General features: G+C 48.2%; 12 protein-coding genes. 11 read left to right on the forward strand and 1 reads right to left on the reverse strand.

Translation table 11 applies throughout. The features are described from left to right. The first annotated feature begins 220 nt into the window (after window positions 1–220). The 10 genes from purH (at window position 221) to HP552_RS02095 (ending at window position 13,879) form a co-directional block, all read left to right on the forward strand. Window positions 221–1,768 (forward strand): bifunctional phosphoribosylaminoimidazolecarboxamide formyltransferase/IMP cyclohydrolase, encoded by a 1,548-nt coding sequence (gene purH / locus HP552_RS02050; RefSeq protein WP_175394046.1) that lies wholly within the window; start codon window positions 221–223, stop codon window positions 1,766–1,768. Window positions 1,769–1,889: 121 nt separating this feature from the next. Then, the gene (purD, locus tag HP552_RS02055; protein ID WP_175394047.1) at window positions 1,890–3,155 is read left to right on the forward strand and encodes a phosphoribosylamine--glycine ligase; all 1,266 of its coding nucleotides are present in this window, start codon (window positions 1,890–1,892) and stop codon (window positions 3,153–3,155) included. 702 nt (window positions 3,156–3,857) lie between these two features. Beyond that, on the forward strand, window positions 3,858–5,198 hold the full coding sequence (locus tag HP552_RS02060) for a hemolysin family protein (protein WP_175394048.1): 1,341 nt from the start codon (window positions 3,858–3,860) through the stop codon (window positions 5,196–5,198). Between the two features lie 180 nt (window positions 5,199–5,378). Continuing rightward, the gene (locus HP552_RS02065; RefSeq protein ID WP_175394049.1) at window positions 5,379–6,461 is read left to right on the forward strand and encodes a hemolysin family protein; all 1,083 of its coding nucleotides are present in this window, start codon (window positions 5,379–5,381) and stop codon (window positions 6,459–6,461) included. 256 nt (window positions 6,462–6,717) lie between these two features. Continuing rightward, window positions 6,718–7,668 carry a ring-cleaving dioxygenase gene (locus tag HP552_RS02070; RefSeq protein ID WP_217506283.1) on the forward strand — a complete coding sequence of 317 codons (951 nt, stop codon included), beginning with the start codon at window positions 6,718–6,720 and terminating at the stop codon, window positions 7,666–7,668. Window positions 7,669–7,682: 14 nt separating this feature from the next. Beyond that, on the forward strand, window positions 7,683–8,288 hold the full coding sequence (locus HP552_RS02075) for an alpha/beta hydrolase (protein ID WP_175394077.1): 606 nt from the start codon (window positions 7,683–7,685) through the stop codon (window positions 8,286–8,288). Window positions 8,289–8,525: 237 nt separating this feature from the next. Continuing rightward, window positions 8,526–10,817 (forward strand): beta-glucosidase family protein, encoded by a 2,292-nt coding sequence (locus tag HP552_RS02080; protein WP_175394050.1) that lies wholly within the window; start codon window positions 8,526–8,528, stop codon window positions 10,815–10,817. Window positions 10,818–11,031: 214 nt separating this feature from the next. Beyond that, window positions 11,032–11,922: an alpha/beta fold hydrolase gene (locus HP552_RS02085; RefSeq protein ID WP_175394051.1), complete on the forward strand. Its 891-nt coding sequence runs from the start codon at window positions 11,032–11,034 to the stop codon at window positions 11,920–11,922. Between the two features lie 62 nt (window positions 11,923–11,984). Beyond that, window positions 11,985–13,277 (forward strand): threonine ammonia-lyase IlvA, encoded by a 1,293-nt coding sequence (gene ilvA, locus HP552_RS02090; protein ID WP_175394052.1) that lies wholly within the window; start codon window positions 11,985–11,987, stop codon window positions 13,275–13,277. 11 nt (window positions 13,278–13,288) lie between these two features. Beyond that, window positions 13,289–13,879, forward strand: coding sequence for a GNAT family N-acetyltransferase (locus tag HP552_RS02095; RefSeq protein WP_246310726.1), 591 nt, complete (start codon window positions 13,289–13,291; stop codon window positions 13,877–13,879). An 89-nt stretch (window positions 13,880–13,968) separates the two neighbouring features. On the opposite strand, the gene HP552_RS02100 is transcribed toward HP552_RS02095, so the two are convergent. Beyond that, window positions 13,969–14,937: a hypothetical protein gene (locus tag HP552_RS02100; protein ID WP_175394053.1), complete on the reverse strand. Its 969-nt coding sequence runs from the start codon at window positions 14,935–14,937 to the stop codon at window positions 13,969–13,971. Between the two features lie 286 nt (window positions 14,938–15,223). Here HP552_RS02100 and HP552_RS02105 point away from each other — a divergent pair, with 286 nt between their 5' ends. Beyond that, window positions 15,224–18,439, forward strand: coding sequence for a copper amine oxidase N-terminal domain-containing protein (locus HP552_RS02105; RefSeq protein WP_175394054.1), 3,216 nt, complete (start codon window positions 15,224–15,226; stop codon window positions 18,437–18,439). Window positions 18,440–18,583: the final 144 nt, after the last annotated feature.

Genomic DNA, 18,583 nt, shown 5'->3' on the forward strand with positions numbered 1-18,583 from the left:
TCCTGGATTTTCCCTTTAAGAAAAGGGAATCAAAAAATCTGGGGATAACAGTGATTCGAAGGTTGTTCTGTCATCGGAGTGTCCCGTGTAAACATCTTGGTTCAACTTATATAACAGAAGTCGAAAATTGGTACGCATTTTGTGATATTTCTCGGGAAATAAATCGGCTGTGTTTCGTCATGAAACGCGGGGCCATGGGACATTAAAGGAGGAGCATATTGTGAGTATCAAAAGAGCGTTGGTCAGCGTATGGGATAAAACAGGCATCGTGGACTTTTGCCGCGAGCTGTCGCAAATGGGAGTGGAGATTATTTCGACAGGAGGTACAAGCAGCTTGCTGTCGAAGGAGGGCGTGCCCGTCATCGGTATTTCGGATGTGACTGGCTTCCCGGAAATTATGGACGGGCGTGTCAAAACCCTGCATCCGGCAGTTCATGGCGGTTTGCTGGCGGTTCGTGACAGTGAAGAGCATAAACGCCAGATGGAAGAGAATGGATTGGGTTATATTGATCTGGTTGTTGTGAACCTGTATCCATTCCAGGATACAATCGCAAAGCCGGACGTAACGTACGAAGATGCGATCGAGAACATCGATATCGGCGGTCCAACCATGCTTCGCTCCGCTGCCAAAAACCATGCCTTTGTTAGTGTCGTTGTAGATACTGCAGATTATGGCAAAGTGTTGGAAGAAATCCGCAGCAGTGGGGATACCACACTGGAAACACGCAAACGGCTTGCGGCAAAAGTTTTCCGTCATACGGCGGCTTACGATGCAGTTATTTCTGATTATCTCTCCAACCTGAACGGCGATCCGCTGCCAGAGCGTCTGACGGTGACTTACGAGAAACTCCAGGATTTGCGCTATGGCGAAAATCCACACCAACAAGCGGCATTTTACCGTAAACCGCTTGCAGCCCAAGATACGTTGACAACAGCCGAGCAATTGCACGGCAAAGAGTTGTCTTACAATAACATCAACGATGCCAACGCAGCATTGCAGATTGTAAAAGAATTTGAAGAGCCTGCTGTTGTTGCCGTTAAGCACATGAATCCTTGCGGCGTGGGAATTGGCGAAAGCATCTACGAAGCTTACAGCAAAGCGTACGCTGCTGATCCAACGTCCATCTTTGGTGGCATCGTGGCAGCCAACCGGATTATCGACAGCGATACAGCGGCCAAACTGAGTGAGATCTTCCTGGAAATCGTGCTGGCTCCTGATTTTACACAAGAAGCACTGGATATCCTGACCAAGAAGAAAAACATCCGTTTGCTCAAAACCGGCGAGTTGAGCGCAGCTCGCAATCGGGAGAGCCAATTCGTAGTGACATCTATTGATGGCGGTATGATCGTACAACAGAGCGATGTGCACTCCATTGAAGCGAGTGAACTGAAGGTGGTTACGGACCGTGCGCCTTCCGAAGAAGAATTGAAACAGCTGCTGTTTGGATGGAAAGTCGTTAAACACGTGAAGTCCAATGCGATCGTGCTTGCGGCGAATGACATGACGGTAGGCGTAGGTGCTGGACAAATGAACCGCGTCGGTGCAGCCAAAATTGCAATTGAACAAGCTGGCGAGCAAGCCAAAGGTGCCATTCTGGCATCCGATGCATTCTTCCCGATGGGTGATACGCTGGAACTGGTAGCGAAGGCAGGAATTACAGCTGTTATCCAACCAGGCGGTTCCATTAAGGACGAAGAGTCCATCAAAGTGGCTAACGAGTACGGCATAGCGATGGTCTTCACAGGCGTCCGTCATTTCAAACACTAAGCGTCAAAACCAAAGCATCACAAGTCGATGAACAAGCGAATAGGCTTGTTCATCCTCTTTTTCAGCTAATGAACAAGAATGCTGAATTGAATCCTGAAATTCATGAGGGGGAACGGAACGAATGGATATTCTGGTAGTGGGTGGCGGCGGCCGGGAACATGCGATCATCTGGGCGCTGGCGAAAAGTCCGAAAGCAGGCAAGATTCACTGTGCGCCGGGAAATGCAGGCATTGCACAGCTCGCCGAGTGTCACCCGGTTGCAGTGAATGAATTCGATAAATTAAAGGCTCTCGCCGTGGAACTTAAGGTGGATCTCGTGGTGATCGGGCCGGATGATCCGCTGGCGGACGGGATTGTGGATGCGTTTGATTCCACAGGCATCCCCGTCTTCGGACCACGTCGCAATGCAGCAGAGATTGAAGGCAGTAAAACGTTCATGAAGGATCTGCTGCACAAGTACAATATCCCAACTGCAGCCTATGAGAAATTCGACAATTACGAACAGGCACAGGTTTATCTGGATGCTCAGGCGATTCCGGTGGTCATCAAGGCTGACGGTTTGGCAGCTGGCAAGGGCGTAACCGTAGCCTATTCCCGTGAGGAAGCGAATCAGGCGCTGCGCAGTATTATGGTGGAGAAAGTGTTCGGGGAAGCTGGAGCCAAAGTCATCATTGAGGAATTCCTCGCAGGTCAGGAAATGTCCATTTTGGCTTTTGTCGATGGGGAGACGGTACGTCCGATGGCCGCTGCGCAGGATCACAAGCCTGTCTTCGACAATGACCAGGGGCCTAACACGGGTGGCATGGGTACATATTCACCACTGCCGCATATCCCGAATTCGATTATCGAAGAGGCTGTCGAAACAATCATCAAACCAACCGCCAAAGCGATGGTGTCCGAGGGACGGCCATTCCGCGGTGTATTGTTTGCCGGACTCATGATCTCACCGGATGGCAAACCCAAAACGATTGAATTTAACGCGCGTTTTGGTGATCCTGAGACACAGGTTGTCCTCCCTCGTTTGAAAAGTGACCTGCTCGACATCTTCTGGGCCACTGTTCATGGTAAACTGGCAGATATTGAAATTGAGTGGAGCGAAGAGGCCGCTGTATGTGTGGTGCTCGCGTCCGGAGGATATCCAGGACCGTATGCAAAAGGTGTAGCCATTGAAGGGCTGGATCAAGTTGGAGACGCTGTCGTTTTTCATGCAGGAACGGCACGCAGCGAATCCGGAGAATGGGTCACGAATGGTGGACGTATTCTTGGGGTTGTGGGTCTTGGAGCTGATATTGCGGAAGCGAGAAATAAAGCATATGAACAGGCAGAACGAATCCGCTTTGAAGGTAAACATCAGCGGTCGGATATTGCTGCCAAAGCTTTGGTGTAAGCATAGTTGAATATAAACTTAGAGTCCGTTGGACGAATGCCTTCAGATCAGAAGCATAGCATTCATTCAACGGGCTTTTTTGGTTTGTTAACCTTATTAAAATAATGTTTCAGCTGGTTAACTCCCCGGGTAGTAGTGTTATAAAATGGGTCTATTCTATACATATAATGGTTAGAGATATAAGTAACTTCATTCAGCATTCTGCCTGATTCGAAGGCACTTATTGGATTTATGCAAAAATGCTCGTTTACATGAATAAAGCTATTTGTGAACAAAATATTCATTAATATACGTTGAACATAACCAAACCATGACGTGCAACTGGATGGTTTAAGTCAGAACATGTTATACTTTTCTGAAACAGGAATGAGTAAGAGGGGAGGTGGATATCTATTGGGAAGGCGATATTGTAAACTGTCCAAATGGAGAATTAAGGTGGAGTAAATCGGAGAAACAGCCTGACAGCTTGAGGGTTAGCCCCTATTAAAGTGAAGTGGTTTCTTATTGTGATTAACTTCATCCTAAATTCCTGTTTTGCAACTTACAAGGTCTGTATGCAGCATAGACAATCTATATCATGTATTGATTTTCATAGATGCATACGCCCAATTCAACAACAATCAGCCGTGCAGCCGTTAACGTTGTTAACGAGCGACGCTGTAACTATTTCTGGAGGTGAATCCCTGAGAATCGGGGAAATCATTGGACATAATTACCATCTTGAATTTAGCATTACTTGTTCTCTTGATTGTATTGACCGCTTTTTTTGTGGCATCCGAATTTGCGGTAGTTAAGATTCGTACATCAAGAGTGGATCAACTGGTTGCCGAAGGTAATAAAAAGGCTGTACTCGCCAAAAAAGTCGTTTCCGATCTCGATTACTATCTATCTGCGTGTCAGCTCGGTATTACGGTCACGGCTCTTGGACTTGGAGCATTAGGTAAGCCGACCGTCGAGAGGCTGTTATATCCGGTGTTTGATTACCTGAGTATTTCGCCATCGATTTCGTCTGTTGCCTCCTATGCCATCGCCTTTATCCTCGTGACGTTCCTTCACGTGGTTGTCGGTGAAATGGCACCCAAAACCATGGCGATTCAATTTTCGGAAAAATTGACATTGATGCTCTCCCCATCACTTTACTGGTTCGGGAGAGTGATGTATCCCTTCATTTGGGCGCTGAATGGTGCATCCCGTGTCCTTCTGCGGATGTTCGGCGTGAAACCTGCAGGACATGATCAAGCCTACTCGGAGGATGAGATCAAAATCATCATGAACCAGAGTTATGAAGGCGACGAGACCAATCAAACCAAGCTGTCTTACTTGGCAAACGTATTTGTATTTGATGAACGGGTTGCGAAGGATATAATGGTTCCGCGGACGGAGCTTGTGACACTTGATCAGAAGATGACCTACGACGATATCATTCCGTTGCTCGATGAGCATAACTACTCCCGTTACCCTGTCATTGAGGAAGGGGATAAGGACCGAATTATCGGTATGGTCAATGTCAAAAAGATACTGCCGGACATGGTTGCCCAGAAGCAATACCAACTCGCCGATTTTGTTCGTGAGATTCCTTTCGTTTCCGAAGTTACACGGATTCAGGAAGCCATGATCAAGATGCAGCAGGAACGTGTGCACATGGCTGTGGTGGTTGACGAATACGGCGGTACCTCGGGTATTCTCACGATGGAGGATATTCTGGAGGAACTTGTCGGTGAAATCCGTGACGAGTTCGATGCGGATGAAGTGGCCGACATCCAGGAGACCGGAGAGAATCAATACCTTATTAACGGCCGTGTACTATTGGATGAAGTGGAACGGCAGTTTGGACTGATTTTTGAAGGTAACGAAGAGATGGATACCGTTGCCGGCTGGATTCAGTTCCAGAAGGGTGTTGGTGTGGAAAATGGTGATACGGTTGTACACGGTGATTATGTCTGGACCGTAGTGGACACCGACAATTATCACATCAAGCAGGTTCTGCTTGAACGAGTGAGTGGAGCCGGGGTTGAAGAAGCAACGAGCGATCTGGCGAACTAAATCGGTTTCTATATATTAGTATGGCTGCGTAGTAGTGTAGGGGACAGAAAAAACCTGGGGATAACAGCGATCGGAAGGCTGTTCTGTCATCAGAGTGGACCCATGTAAGTTCCATCAGAAATTTATAACCATTAAAATGTTCAACAACTTGGAGGTGAATCCCTCAACCGAGGGAAATCATTGGACGGAATAATAGCATTGAATTTATTTTTAGTAGCCGTATTTATAGGGCTCACAGCCTTCTTCGTCGGCGCTGAATTCGCCATTCTGAAAGTGCGGATGTCACGAATTGATCAGCTGATCTTGGAAGGCAACAAAAAAGCGGTCATGGCGAAGAAAGTAGCGCACAATCTGGACTATTATCTGTCAGCATGTCAACTGGGTATCACCATTACGGCTCTCGTTCTGGGGGCGCTGGGTGAACCTACGGTTGAAAAAATGCTGCATCCGCTGTTTGAGCGTCTTGAAGTGCCAGCAGCAGTGTCCACAGTGCTTTCCTACGGGATTGCCCTGGCGATCATCACATTTCTGCATGTAGTTATTGGTGAGCTCGCACCCAAAACGCTGGCGATTCAATTTGCAGAAAGAATGACACTTATGCTCGCTCCGCCGCTGTACTGGTTTGGTAAAATCATGAATCCGTTCATCTATGCACTCAATGGAGCTGCACGGCTGCTGCTCGGTATTTTTGGCATCAAGCCTGCTGGACACGATACCGTTCACTCCGAGGAGGAGCTGAAGCTGATTGTAGCCCAGAGTTATGAGAGCGGGGAGATCAATCAGACCGAGCTGGACTATCTGAAAAACATTTTTGCGTTTGATGAGCGTCTGCTTCAGGAAATCATGATTCGTAAAGAAAAAATAGTTACGCTGAATAAGGAAATGCCGCTTGATCAGGTGATTGAAGTACTGAACCGGCATGAATATACAAGATACCCCGTCATCGCCAATGGGGATGCGACTCACTTTATCGGCTTTATTAATACGAAAGAAATGCTGACCAGCGTTGCTGCAGGAAGAACGTTCAGCATGGATGCCTACATTCATGACATGCCTGCTTTTTCGGAAAAGTCGCCGATTAAAGATGTATTGATCCAAATGCAGCAGAGTCGTGTGCATATGGCGATTGTGAGTAATGAAGAAGGTGCAACCATAGGTCTGGTTACGATGGAGGACATTTTGGAAGAAATCGTAGGGGATATTCGGGACGAATATGACCGCAAGGATCTGGTGAATCCACCTAAGAGATTAAAATTGACTTAAATAGGACTCAAGAGAGCAGGTTTCCGATTCATTCGGGAACCTGTTTTTTCGTTTTCATTTTCTCTTAACCAAGGGTTAACAGCAGCAACAGCCGAACAATCTTAATTTTAAAACAAAAGCTTGCAATTCGATCACCAATGGATTAATATAAATTTAAAGAATCTTAAATTAAAGATAAATAAACAAAACAAACAACAATGAATAACGAACAGCTAAAACCAACCATGATAAAAATAAAACCAAGGGAGTGGAGATTATGTTCAGAACTTCAGGTATCCACCACGTTACGGCTTTTGTAGATGACGCACAGAAAAATGTTGATTTTTACGCAGGGGTATTGGCCCTTAGACTGGTGAAAAAAACAATTAACTTCGATGCACCAGATGTGTATCATCTGTATTACGGAAATGAGGACGGAGCGCCAGGTACAATCATCACCTTCTTTCCGCACCAAAATGCGATGAGAGGTGTCATTGGTTCCGGACAGACCGGAGTAACCGTATATGCGATTCCGGCAGGAAGTCTGCCATTCTGGAAAGAACGTCTCGCTTCCTTCGATATTCCGTTTGAAAATAAAACAAGATTCGGTGAGCAATATATCCGCTTCTTCGACAAAGGCGGCCTGCTGCTTGAACTGGTCGAACGCGAAGAAGGCCAGCCAAGTCAATGGACATTCAACGGTGTGACGCCTGAGCATGCCATCAAAGGTTTTGGCGGCGCAGTACTGTTCAGCCATGTTCCTGAGAAAACCACGGACGTACTGGTCTCAATGCTCGGCCTGGAACAGGTAGGGGAAGAGAATGGATTGATTCGCCTCCGGGCAACTGGTGACATTGGTCAAATCATCGACATTCAATCGACCGGATTCCAGCGGGGCATTGGTGGAGCGGGTACGGTGCACCACATTGCCTGGCGTGCAAAAGACTATACAGAGCATGAACAAATGCAGCGGGATCTGGAGAAAGCAGGCTACCATCCAACCCCTGTAATTGACCGTCAATACTTCAATGCCGTGTATTTCCGGGAACCGGGAGGCATATTGTTCGAACTGGCTACTGATCCTCCGGGATTTGCACGGGATGAACCACAGGAGAGCATGGGTGAGAAACTGATGCTGCCTGATTGGTATGAACCACAGCGTGAGCAGATTGAACAGCTGCTGCCACCGATCAAAGTACGTGAATGGAAAGGAGAGTCCAAATCATGACCACAACCAATACGATGAAACATATCTATAAAGCAGGTGTACAGCCGGATTCCCCAACGCTGCTGCTGCTTCACGGCACAGGTGGAACAGAGAACGATCTGGTAGGACTCGGCGAGATGATTGCACCAGGAGCAGGTATCTTGGGCGTACGCGGTAACGTGTCGGAGAACGGGATGCCCCGTTTCTTCCGCCGCCTGGCCGAAGGGGTGTTTGACGAAGAAGATCTGATCGCACGGACGGCGGAGCTGGGTGAGTTTGTGGATGCAGCTGCTGCAGAGTATGGATTCGATCGTTCCAATGTCTTTGCACTGGGTTACTCCAACGGTGCTAACATTGCAGCAAGTTTGATGTTCCATCAGGCTGACGTATTCAAAGGAGCTATTCTGCACCACCCAATGGTACCGCTGCGCGGACTGGAGCTGCCTGATCTGAAAGGTCTGCCTGTCTTCATCGGTGCAGGAGAGAACGATCCGATCGTGCCGAGACGGGAAACGGAAGAACTTGCTTCACTTCTCAGTGGTGCAGGTGCAGATGTGCAGACTCACTGGGAGCGTCAGGGCCACCAATTGACCCGTACCGAAGCATTAGCTGCGGCAGCATGGTTTAAATCCCAGGCATAATCCTGATTTGCGGATCTGGGTTATGAATCCGGAGAAGGCAGATACCCGCAAGACAACGGGACAGTTTGATCTGAAAGGATCAGGCTGTCTTTCTTTGCATATCTATCAAACGAATGAATGAAAGGCACGTGTTATGTAAACGTTACTAACCGGGTAATCATTTGAATGTCTACTACATAAGCTTGTATGCTTACTTCATATAGTTATATAGCACCATCATGAACTGGAGGGGTTATTATGGAACGAAACATCAGGGAACTGGTACAGCAGATGACACTGGAAGAAAAAGCGGGCATGTGCTCAGGATTGGACTTTTGGTATCTAAAAGGGGTGGAGCGTCTCGGTATCCCATCCATCATGGTGACAGACGGGCCGCATGGTTTGCGGAAACAGGACGGAAGCGCGGATCATCTGGGCTTGACGTCGAGTGTGCCAGCGACCTGTTTCCCATCCGCAGCAGGGTTGGCCAGCTCTTGGGACATTGAGCTGGCGCGTCAGGTTGGCGTTGCGCTGGGTGAGGAATGTCAGGCCGAAGAAGTGGGTGTATTGCTGGGGCCAGGCGTTAATATTAAGCGTTCGCCACTGGGCGGACGGAATTTTGAATACTTTTCCGAGGATCCGTTCTTGTCTACACGCATGGCTACCGGCCATATCCAAGGTGTACAAAGTCAGGGTGTGGGTACATCACTGAAACACTTTGCGGCAAACAATCAGGAGGAGCGGCGCATGTCGATTGATGCGGTGGTGGATGAGCGTACGCTCCGTGAGATTTATCTTGCCAGCTTCGAAGGTGCGGTGAAAGACGGCCAGCCATGGACGGTCATGTGCTCCTACAATAAGGTGAACGGCACGTATGCGGGAGAAAATGAATGGTTGCTTACCGATATTCTTAAGGATGAGTGGGGACATGAAGGTCTCGTCGTTTCAGACTGGGGTGCTGTGAATGAACGTGCGGATGCGCTTGCCGCAGGACTTGAGCTTGAGATGCCCGCAAGCGGTGGAATCGGAGAACGCAAGGTGATCGATGCAGTTGAGAGCGGAAATCTGCCGCTGGACAAGCTGGACCGGGCCGTAGAACGGCTGCTTACACTTATCTTCAAGGCAGTGGATCAGCAGCGAAAGGGGGCGACCTACAACAAGGAGGAGCACCATCAGCTTGCCCGTAAGGTTGCATCGGAGAGTATGGTTTTGCTGAAAAATGAAGATCAGCTGCTTCCGTTGAAACGTGAAGGAAAGCTGGCACTGATTGGGGCCTTTGCCCGCAAACCGCGCTTTCAGGGCGGAGGAAGCTCCCACATCAATCCGACCAAAGTCGATGATATTGTCGAAGAGATAACACGGATTGCAGGAACGGAGACACAAATCTCTTATGCCCTGGGTTACCGTATTGAATCGGATGATGTGGATGATCAGCTTATGGCAGAAGCGATTCAGGCTGCAAAGGATACGGATACAGCGGTCGTTTTTGTCGGTTTACCCGACCGCTACGAATCCGAGGGATATGACCGATCCCATCTGCGTCTGCCAGATAACCATATCCGGCTGATCGAAGAGGTAGCCAAGGTCCAGCCGCGTATTATTGTGGTGCTCAGCAACGGTTCGCCAGTGGAGATGCCTTGGCTTTCTCAAGTGAAAGCCGTGCTCGAAGCCTATCTGGGCGGGCAGGCTGTTGGAGGAGCGATTGCAGACCTGTTGTATGGTGAGGCAAATCCGTCTGGCAAATTGGCCGAGACGTTCCCTGCCCAGCTGAGCCATAATCCATCTTTCCTTAACTTCCCGGGTGAAGGGGACCGGGTGGAATACAAGGAGGGTATTTTTGTAGGCTATCGGTACTATGACAAGAAACAGATCAAGCCGCTATTTCCGTTTGGCTATGGACTGAGCTATACGACATTCGAATATACCGACCTATCCGTGAACCGGAATGAACTAACGGACCAGGATGAAGTTGAAGTGCGCGTGAACATCACCAATACAGGAGCCAGAGCAGGCAAAGAAATTGTGCAGCTGTACATTAGTGATGTGGAAAGTACAGTGATTCGTCCGGTGAAGGAATTGAAGGCATTTGCCAAAGTGGAATTGGAGCCGGGAGCTTCCGAGGTGGTTCGTTTTACGCTGAACAAACGCTCATTTGCTTACTACAATGTGGATTTGAAAGACTGGCATGTGGAGACCGGGGAGTTTGATATTCAAGTGGGCAGCTCTTCAAGGGACATTCATCTCCAAACACGTGTGAAAGTGGAGTCCACGGCAACATTTATTCCCACATATACACGGAATAGTACGCTTGGCGATATTCAGCGCGATCCGGTGAACAAGAAGCTATTGGAGCAAGTGCTGCAGCAATTCCAGAAAGCCAGTGGCATGGGGGGCGATGATGCGGGTGACCACGCCGACATGATGGCTGCTATGATGAAATATATGCCGCTGCGTGCACTGGTCGCTTTCAGTGGGGGAGCGATGAGCGAAGAAGCGATGAATCAATTGCTGGATCAGTTGAACCGTAAAGATCATGGAATCCGAGCCTGATACATGAATGAGATTGCAGTTAATGAATGCAATACGAAAGGAATATTGAACGTTGATTCGCCAGTCTAATATGGACCCGATCCTTGAACGGATCGGGTTTTTGGTTTGCATTTACAGGAGGGGATATCCTATACTTAAGTAATTGATAATCATTTTCAATTAGGTCGATATTTTATTGAAATGACGATATGCGTAATCAGGGCAGGAGGAGACCATGAACTCTACTCATTCCAACCACTCGTATGGTTCAAGTGCATTTTTTCAGACACGGGATGGCCGCAAACTTCATTATATGTCCAAAGGAACCGGTAAACCGACCATTATATTTGAGTCAGGGATGGGCTTCTCCAGGTCCACGTGGGGTCTCGTGGCGCCACACGTGGCTGAGCAGACACAGTCTGTCGTTTATGACCGTTCGGGTCTAGGCCGGAGTGAGGCCGACTCGGAACAGCGGAATCTGCGCAGGTTGGCAGAGGATCTGGGAGATCTGTTGACCGCACTCGGACCAGGTCCGTTCATTCTGGTGGGACACAGCTGGGGAGGTCCGATTGTAAGGGCCGCAGCTGCTGCAGATCTTTCGCGTATTCGAGGAATCATTCTGGTGGATCCTTCGGACGAGAACTGTGAGTTGTATTTCTCGGCTTTGGCCAGAGCCAGTTTTGCCATGAACCGTTTTTTAATGCCCTTGATGGCACGTACAGGTATGTATCGGAAGATGGGCAGCAAGCCAGGGTTTGTCCAACCAGAGGATGTTGCGCAGGATCACCACAAGGAAGACTTTACGGTGCAGGCCGCACAAACGATGGTCGCAGAGTCGGTGCCGTTTCTGAATGATTTGGCCTTATTACGACATACCCCTCCTGAGCTGGGGGAGCTGGAAGTCAGCATCATCTCCGGTACAAAAGCGGGCAAGGGAGAACAAAAAATAAGACCTGCCGTCGTATCAGCTCACCGTCAGAGTGTTGACGGACTCGCCAAAGCCAAATGGATGGAAGCGGATCAATCCGGTCATATGGTCATGTTTAGCGAACCACAGATTATTATTGATGAAATATTGCGGATGGCAAATGACTCACCCCGAGGCGCAAGGGCAGGGCAAAAGTGATACAATAAATAAAAAAGCAATGCTTGCATTGCCAACCAAGATAAGCGGAGTGTGGAGAAGAGATGAAACCAGTGGAACAAGAATCAACGGGAAACAAAAGTTCCGGCCAAGCCGGTGTTGGCATGGAAGATATCGTACGTGCACATCATGTGCTGCGTGAAGTTATTGTAAGAACGCCGCTGCAGCGTGATGCTGTTTTGTCGGCCAAATATAATTGCAATGTGTATCTCAAGCGGGAAGATCTGCAAGTGGTGCGCTCCTTCAAAATCCGTGGTGCCTACAACATGATTCGCAGTTTGACCCCGGATGAGATGGAGAAAGGCATTGTCTGCGCAAGTGCAGGAAACCATGCCCAGGGTGTTGCCTTTTCCTGTAATGCGCTCGGAATTAACGGCAAAATCTTCATGCCGAGCACCACGCCGAATCAGAAGGTGAAACAGGTACGACGCTTCGGCGGCAGCAACGTGGAAGTGGTATTGATCGGAGATACGTATGATGATGCCTATGCAGAAGCAATGCGTGCATGTGACGAACAGGGCATGACATTTATCCATCCGTTTGATCAGCCGAAGATTATTGCAGGCAACGGGACGGTAGCGATGGAGATCATGGAGAGTCTGGATGAGAATGCAGATTATGTATTTGTCACCATTGGTGGCGGTGGGCTCGCTGCTGGGGTCGGAACCTACATGAAGACCGTCAGCCCGGAAACGCGCATGATTGGTGTCGAGCCTCTTGGCGCAGCTTCAATGAGCGAGGCGATGTTCCGCAAACAGGTTGTTACGCTGGATGATATCGATAAATTCGTGGATGGAGCTGCGGTGAAACGGGTAGGCGATCTGACCTACAACATCTGCAGCAGCACGCTGGATGATATTGTGAAAGTGCCTGAAGGCAAAGCCTGCACCACCATTTTGGAGCTGTATAATGAAAATGCAATCGTGGTCGAACCTGCCGGTTCACTGGCTGTTGCCGCACTGGAGCAATACCGTGAGCAAATTGTAGGCAAAACCGTTGTCTGCGTCATTAGCGGTGGGAACAACGATATCGACCGGATGCAGGAGATCAAGGAACGTTCCCTGATTTATGAAGGCTTGAAATATTACTTCATGGTCAATTTCCCGCAGCGCGCAGGCGCTTTGCGTGAATTCCTGGAGGAAGTGCTCGGCCCGAACGATGACATCACCCGTTTTGAGTATACGAAGAAGCACGACAAAGAAAATGGCCCTGCCCTTGTTGGCATTGAGCTGATGTACAAGGAAGATTATCAGCCTCTGATTGAACGCATGAATCGCAAAGGCATTGCCTATACCGAGCTGAACAAAAACCTGAACCTGTTCAACATGTTAATCTGATGAATCATTCCATGATGCACCCAAATACGAATGAGCCCCAGCTGCAGCTGCGACCAGCTCGAAGAGAGGATGCAGATCAGGTCATCCCGCTGCTCTATCAGGCGATTGGAGACATCGCATATGCTCTGGCAGGTGAGGGTAATCATGAGCAGGCGATGCAGGTTCTGCAGCAGTTTTATGTGCAGGAGGATAACCGGATTAGCTATCGTCATGTAACGGTGATGGTGCAAGATGAAGAAGTTGCCGGAATTCTCGTAGCCTATGACGGCAGTGAGGCGGACCGTCTGGACCAGCCGATTCTGGATCGGCCAGGACGCAGCCAGGATGAGAAGTATGTATTGGTCAAAGAAACCCGTCCCGGTGAGTATTATTTGGATACTCTTTCGGTAAGTGAAAAGTATCAGGGACAGGGCATCGGGCGAGCCCTAATGGCTGCTTTTGAGCAGCAGGGAAGGGAACTCGGGCACACTCAAGCAGCCCTTATTGTTGAACGCGATAATGGGCGTGCCTTGATGCTGTATGAACGGCAGGGATACACGAAGGACGATGTACTCGTGATTGCAGGACATGAATATAACCATATGGTCAAGCCGCTTCAATAGGTTTGATTGCATTGAAAAACCGCCATAGGAGCTTATCCTGTGGCGGTTTTGTTTTGAATCAGGCACACATCATTCATGGGATTAACGCTTCAGAATCCGGTATAGTCCGTGGTCGGAACTTTCTGATCCAGCCACTCTTCCACAGCGGTCGTCCTTTGGTATTTTGCTTCAGTGACGATATCCATAAAGGCACCTAGTTTAGCCAGGAAGTCACTATCTTCGGATGCGTTTCGTTGTAGAACAGCCTTGTACCCTTTCTGGGCGTTCGCCACCATGGTGTTCGTTTCATAGTCAAACAGCGGAGTATTATTCAGGCCATAAAATGTATACAGCGTGTAATTGTTCAGCAAATTTCGGACTTGTTTGACCCGATTGGACTTCGGATAATCCTGCAGAAACCGTTCCTGATTCAATGCCCGATTCAGAATCTCCTGATAACCAATGATCAGTGCTCCATCCTCTGCAGCCAAATTGCTTGTTTCAACGGCCATGATATTGATGTACTGCTTGATGTCCGGTTTGACATCCGAATTATATTTTTGAAAGGCCATATAATTCATGATCGGATAGAGGGAACCTTCCAACATGACGAGGCGATAGCCGCTGTCCCGGGCTTCTTTTAACAATGAACGGAGTTCAGGGTCTTTGGTGCGCTCCATCAGTTGGGTGAAACTGTCGTTCCACTTGTACACTTTGATCATTTTGTCCTGAACATTAGGAACCAACATGCGGTCCGTCATGGTTGTTAAGCCCTTGATGCGGGCATTCTCCAGCTGCAAAACCATCAAGGTAGCGTGATGGGTTGTCACTTTATGAATATTGGATTCCAGATAGGTGTCAGCGCCAGATAAGCCGTTCTTTTTTTTGAGTATGGATTGAAAGGTATTATAAATGACCGTTGAACTGCTGGTGGTTACTTTGGCATCGGAATCAGAGGGGGCTGCAGCAGCCATTCCCGTTAAACCCGTGCCACCGGTCTGCATCAATACAGCAACGGCTGTGACTGTCATGAGCATACGGAGCCCTTTGCTTCTGGCAGATGAGTACAATGATGTCATTGTTATAAACCTCCCGTAGATTTTGAAAATGATAAACTGAATGATTCTTTATACATTAACCCAATTTACGAAGGATGTTGTTTCGGAATAATGACAAAATGTTCTGTTATTTTTAACCTTTCACAGGTAGATGATGGAAGGACTTTTCTGCGAAAATATTTTTTGAGCGATTGGAAACTTTTGTTCAGGTCCAGACGTCTTAGATGTGCACAGGAAATTACAGGAATAAATCAAGTGAAAGACGCTCTAAATACATTTAACTAAGAAGAGAATGGGGATATTCAATATGAAAAAAGCTGGAGGACGTCAAGTCAAAAAGGTTATGTCCGCACTGGCCGTATCAGCCATGCTGATGTCTGCCTTGCCAACGTCGGTCATGGACGCGGCAGCGCGAATAAGCATATATATCAATGATGCCGAGCTGTCATCTGCACAAGCACCTGTGATGAAGGCAGGACGTGTATTGGTTCCGCTGCGGTCCATTTTTGAAGGATTAGATGCCAAAGTGGGCTATACCAACAAAACCAAAACCATTACAGCCAGCCGTGGGGATCAGGAAATTTCACTGAAGCTTGGTTCCAGGACAGCCTACATTAATGGGGAAGCGGTCACGTTGGACGTGCCAGCAAGTACCATCAAGGGGAATACGATGGTTCCTATTCGTTTTGTAAGCGAAGCATTTGGAGAAAAGGTATTCTGGAACTCCCGCAATCAGCGTGTGGATATCAAAACAACGTCTGCGCCTCCTGTGGATGACACGAAATATGCAGCATGGAACATCTATGGATCGGTCTCGGGAAGTAATGGGGATGGACGGGATCTGACCGTCAGCTTTACACGTCCTACGTCCGAGAAGGCTGTATCCGAGTATCGCATTATGCTGGTAAAAACCCGTGATGTGAACAGCTTCAACGAGTCGGCAGCATCGGTTGTACCATCCGGTAATTATACTTCGGTTTCTCCAAATGGCAGCAACCCAAGGTTGGCGCTGAATGCTCAAACACGTGACATAAACGGGGATTTGCTGAACACGAGTGAAACCTATCGTTTGTACGTCCTGACCATGGGCAACAGCAGCAACAATTACAAAAACGTACTCGCCTGGTCTGCCCAGTCCTTGAAATTAAACAATGTAAAAACAACAGTTCAGCCTGTCACAGGTCTTCGCATTGCCGACATCAGTGACTATGGGGATGGCCGTGACCTGGAGATTAATTTCACCCAGCCAAGCAGCACCTCGAATATTACGTATTATCGTGCGTTTGTCGTCAAAGCGAAGGATGCTTCATCGTTCAATCTGACTGCGGCGAATAAAGTCTCCAGTTCCAACTCAACGATTATATATAAAGGGAGCAGCACAGCGGTCAAAAGTCAGCTGACATCTTCCACACGTGATACTTCCGGAGAGTTGATCCGCAGCGGAACATCCTATGTCGTCTACATTATGTCGGTCAGCTCCAATGCGGCAACTGCGGACAACAAGCTCTCAGCTGTATCATCATCGTTGACACTGGGCGTAAATACCGCAAAGGCGCCTGTCATCACTCAAGTCCTGGATAACTCGGATTATGGAGATGGGCGTGACATTCGAATAAGCTTCAACCGTTCATCTGATGAATCCAAGGTCGCGAGCTATCGCATTTTCGTTGTGCGCAACTCGGTGGCGAGCAGCTTCAATCTGACGACAGCAAGCAATCTGTCTTCCAGTCTGTACTACAACGTGAACAAAACAGGCAACAACATTACCACCACGTTACCTTCATCGATGAAGGATACAAGCGGGTATAACGTAACAAACCTGCAGGATTATCGGATCTTCGTCATGGCTGTGGGCAACCAGCAAAATAGCTACACGAATGCGCTGTCCTCTTCGTCCACATTGCTGAGACTGACCACGAACAGTAATGCAGGAGCTGTAAATAACCTGGCTGTAACGGATGTAAGCGACTATGGGGATGGGCGTGATCTGCGGGTTTCTTTCAACAGAGCATCGGATGAGTCAAAGGTTTCGGCTTATCGTGTCTATGTAGTTCGGTCCGGTAACGCAGGAAGCTTCACACTGAGCGCAGCTAACGCTTCAAACAACTACTATCAGGTCAACAAAACCGGTGGTAATCTGTCTGTTACTCTGCCAAGCAGCATGGTGGATACGAATGGGTACAGAGTTTCCAATAACGTAACCTATCGTGTGTTCGTCCTGTCCGTAAGTACAAGTGGCAACTCCAGCCAGAACGCGTTATCCTCGTACTCGTCACAGATTACGTTGACCCCGAATGCAGCGATAACAGCTCCGAGCAATGTCGCGGCAAGTGATATTGGCGATAACGGGGATGGACGCGATCTGCGCGCAACGTTCACCAAATCGGCGGATGAAGCTAATGTGAATCACTATCGGGTGTTTGTGGTGAAATCCACGAATACAAGCTTCAATCTGGCATCAGCGAATGCAGTGAACAGCGCGAATTATACGTATGTCAGCAAGAATGGCAGCAATCAGACGGTGAACTTCACAAGTAATTCGAAAACCGTGGATGGCAGTTCAATTGAGAACGGTGTGGGTTATCGCGTGTATGTCATGGCCGTTAACAGTAATGCTTCTCTCGCCAATGCATTGTCATCCGGCTCAAATGTGATTACACTCGCTTCCAACGCGGCTGTTGGGGCAGCGAGCAGCGTGAATGTAACGGTGAAAAATCAAGGGCAAGCAGGAAACGCATCTGATGTGACTGTAAACTTCAATAAACCAAAAACAGATAGCGGCATTGCGAATTATAGAGTGTTAATTGTTCCATCTGGCCAAGTGACTGGATTTGATTTGAATTCTGCTCTAGGTATCAGATCATATGTCCAAATTTCCAAAAGTGATGCCGGCAATCCCATTCAATTGAATAACGGCCACGTTGATATTAATGGTAGTACTCTTGTCGCAGGTCAGAAATACAGAGCATTTGTTTTGTCGGTATCCGATACAGGTACACGTGCTTCCAATCTGTCCGGTGCTTCCAACGAATTCAGTATCCTGGCCAAACCGGCAGAGCCTGTTGCTGTTCAGCCAGCAAGCATAACGAAAGTTGATAATGCCAGCACAGCTGCGGATGCAGGTCTGAAGGTAACGTTTAATAAAGCATCTGACGATAAAGGGATTGGCGGATATCGTTTATTTGTAGTAAAAGCTCAAGATAGTCTGGATTTGCCCTCTGCAAACTCAAATAATAATTTTAAAGTAGTTTCTCCAGGGGAATTCAACTTATCTAAAGATACGGTGGATTCAAGTGGAAAGGCAATTGAGCTAGGAGCTGAGTACAAAGTGTATATCCTTTCTGTAACCAGTGATCCGTCGTTATACACAAGTGTTCTTTCCGCACCGTCAGGTGTAATCAGACTTGATGCAGCTCTGGCTACCCCTGTGGCACCTGTTACAGATCCGGCAGTTCCAATGACTGACCCGAATGCCACTCCGGCTGACCCTGCTCAAGGCACGAGTCCTTTAGCATCAAACTAACCTAGATTATGAACTAAATCATTATTGTATTGAGAGCTCCCTTACCGAAATGGTAGGGAGTTTTCTTGTCGTTAACTCAATTCTTGTCGTCAAAAAGGTTCCTTAGGCCGTTGCTGGTCCGGGCTAGCAGGAGGATAATGGAGG

It is taken from the genome of Paenibacillus xylanilyticus (assembly GCF_013359935.1).
Taxonomy (GTDB): Bacteria; Bacillota; Bacilli; order Paenibacillales; family Paenibacillaceae; genus Paenibacillus; species Paenibacillus xylanilyticus.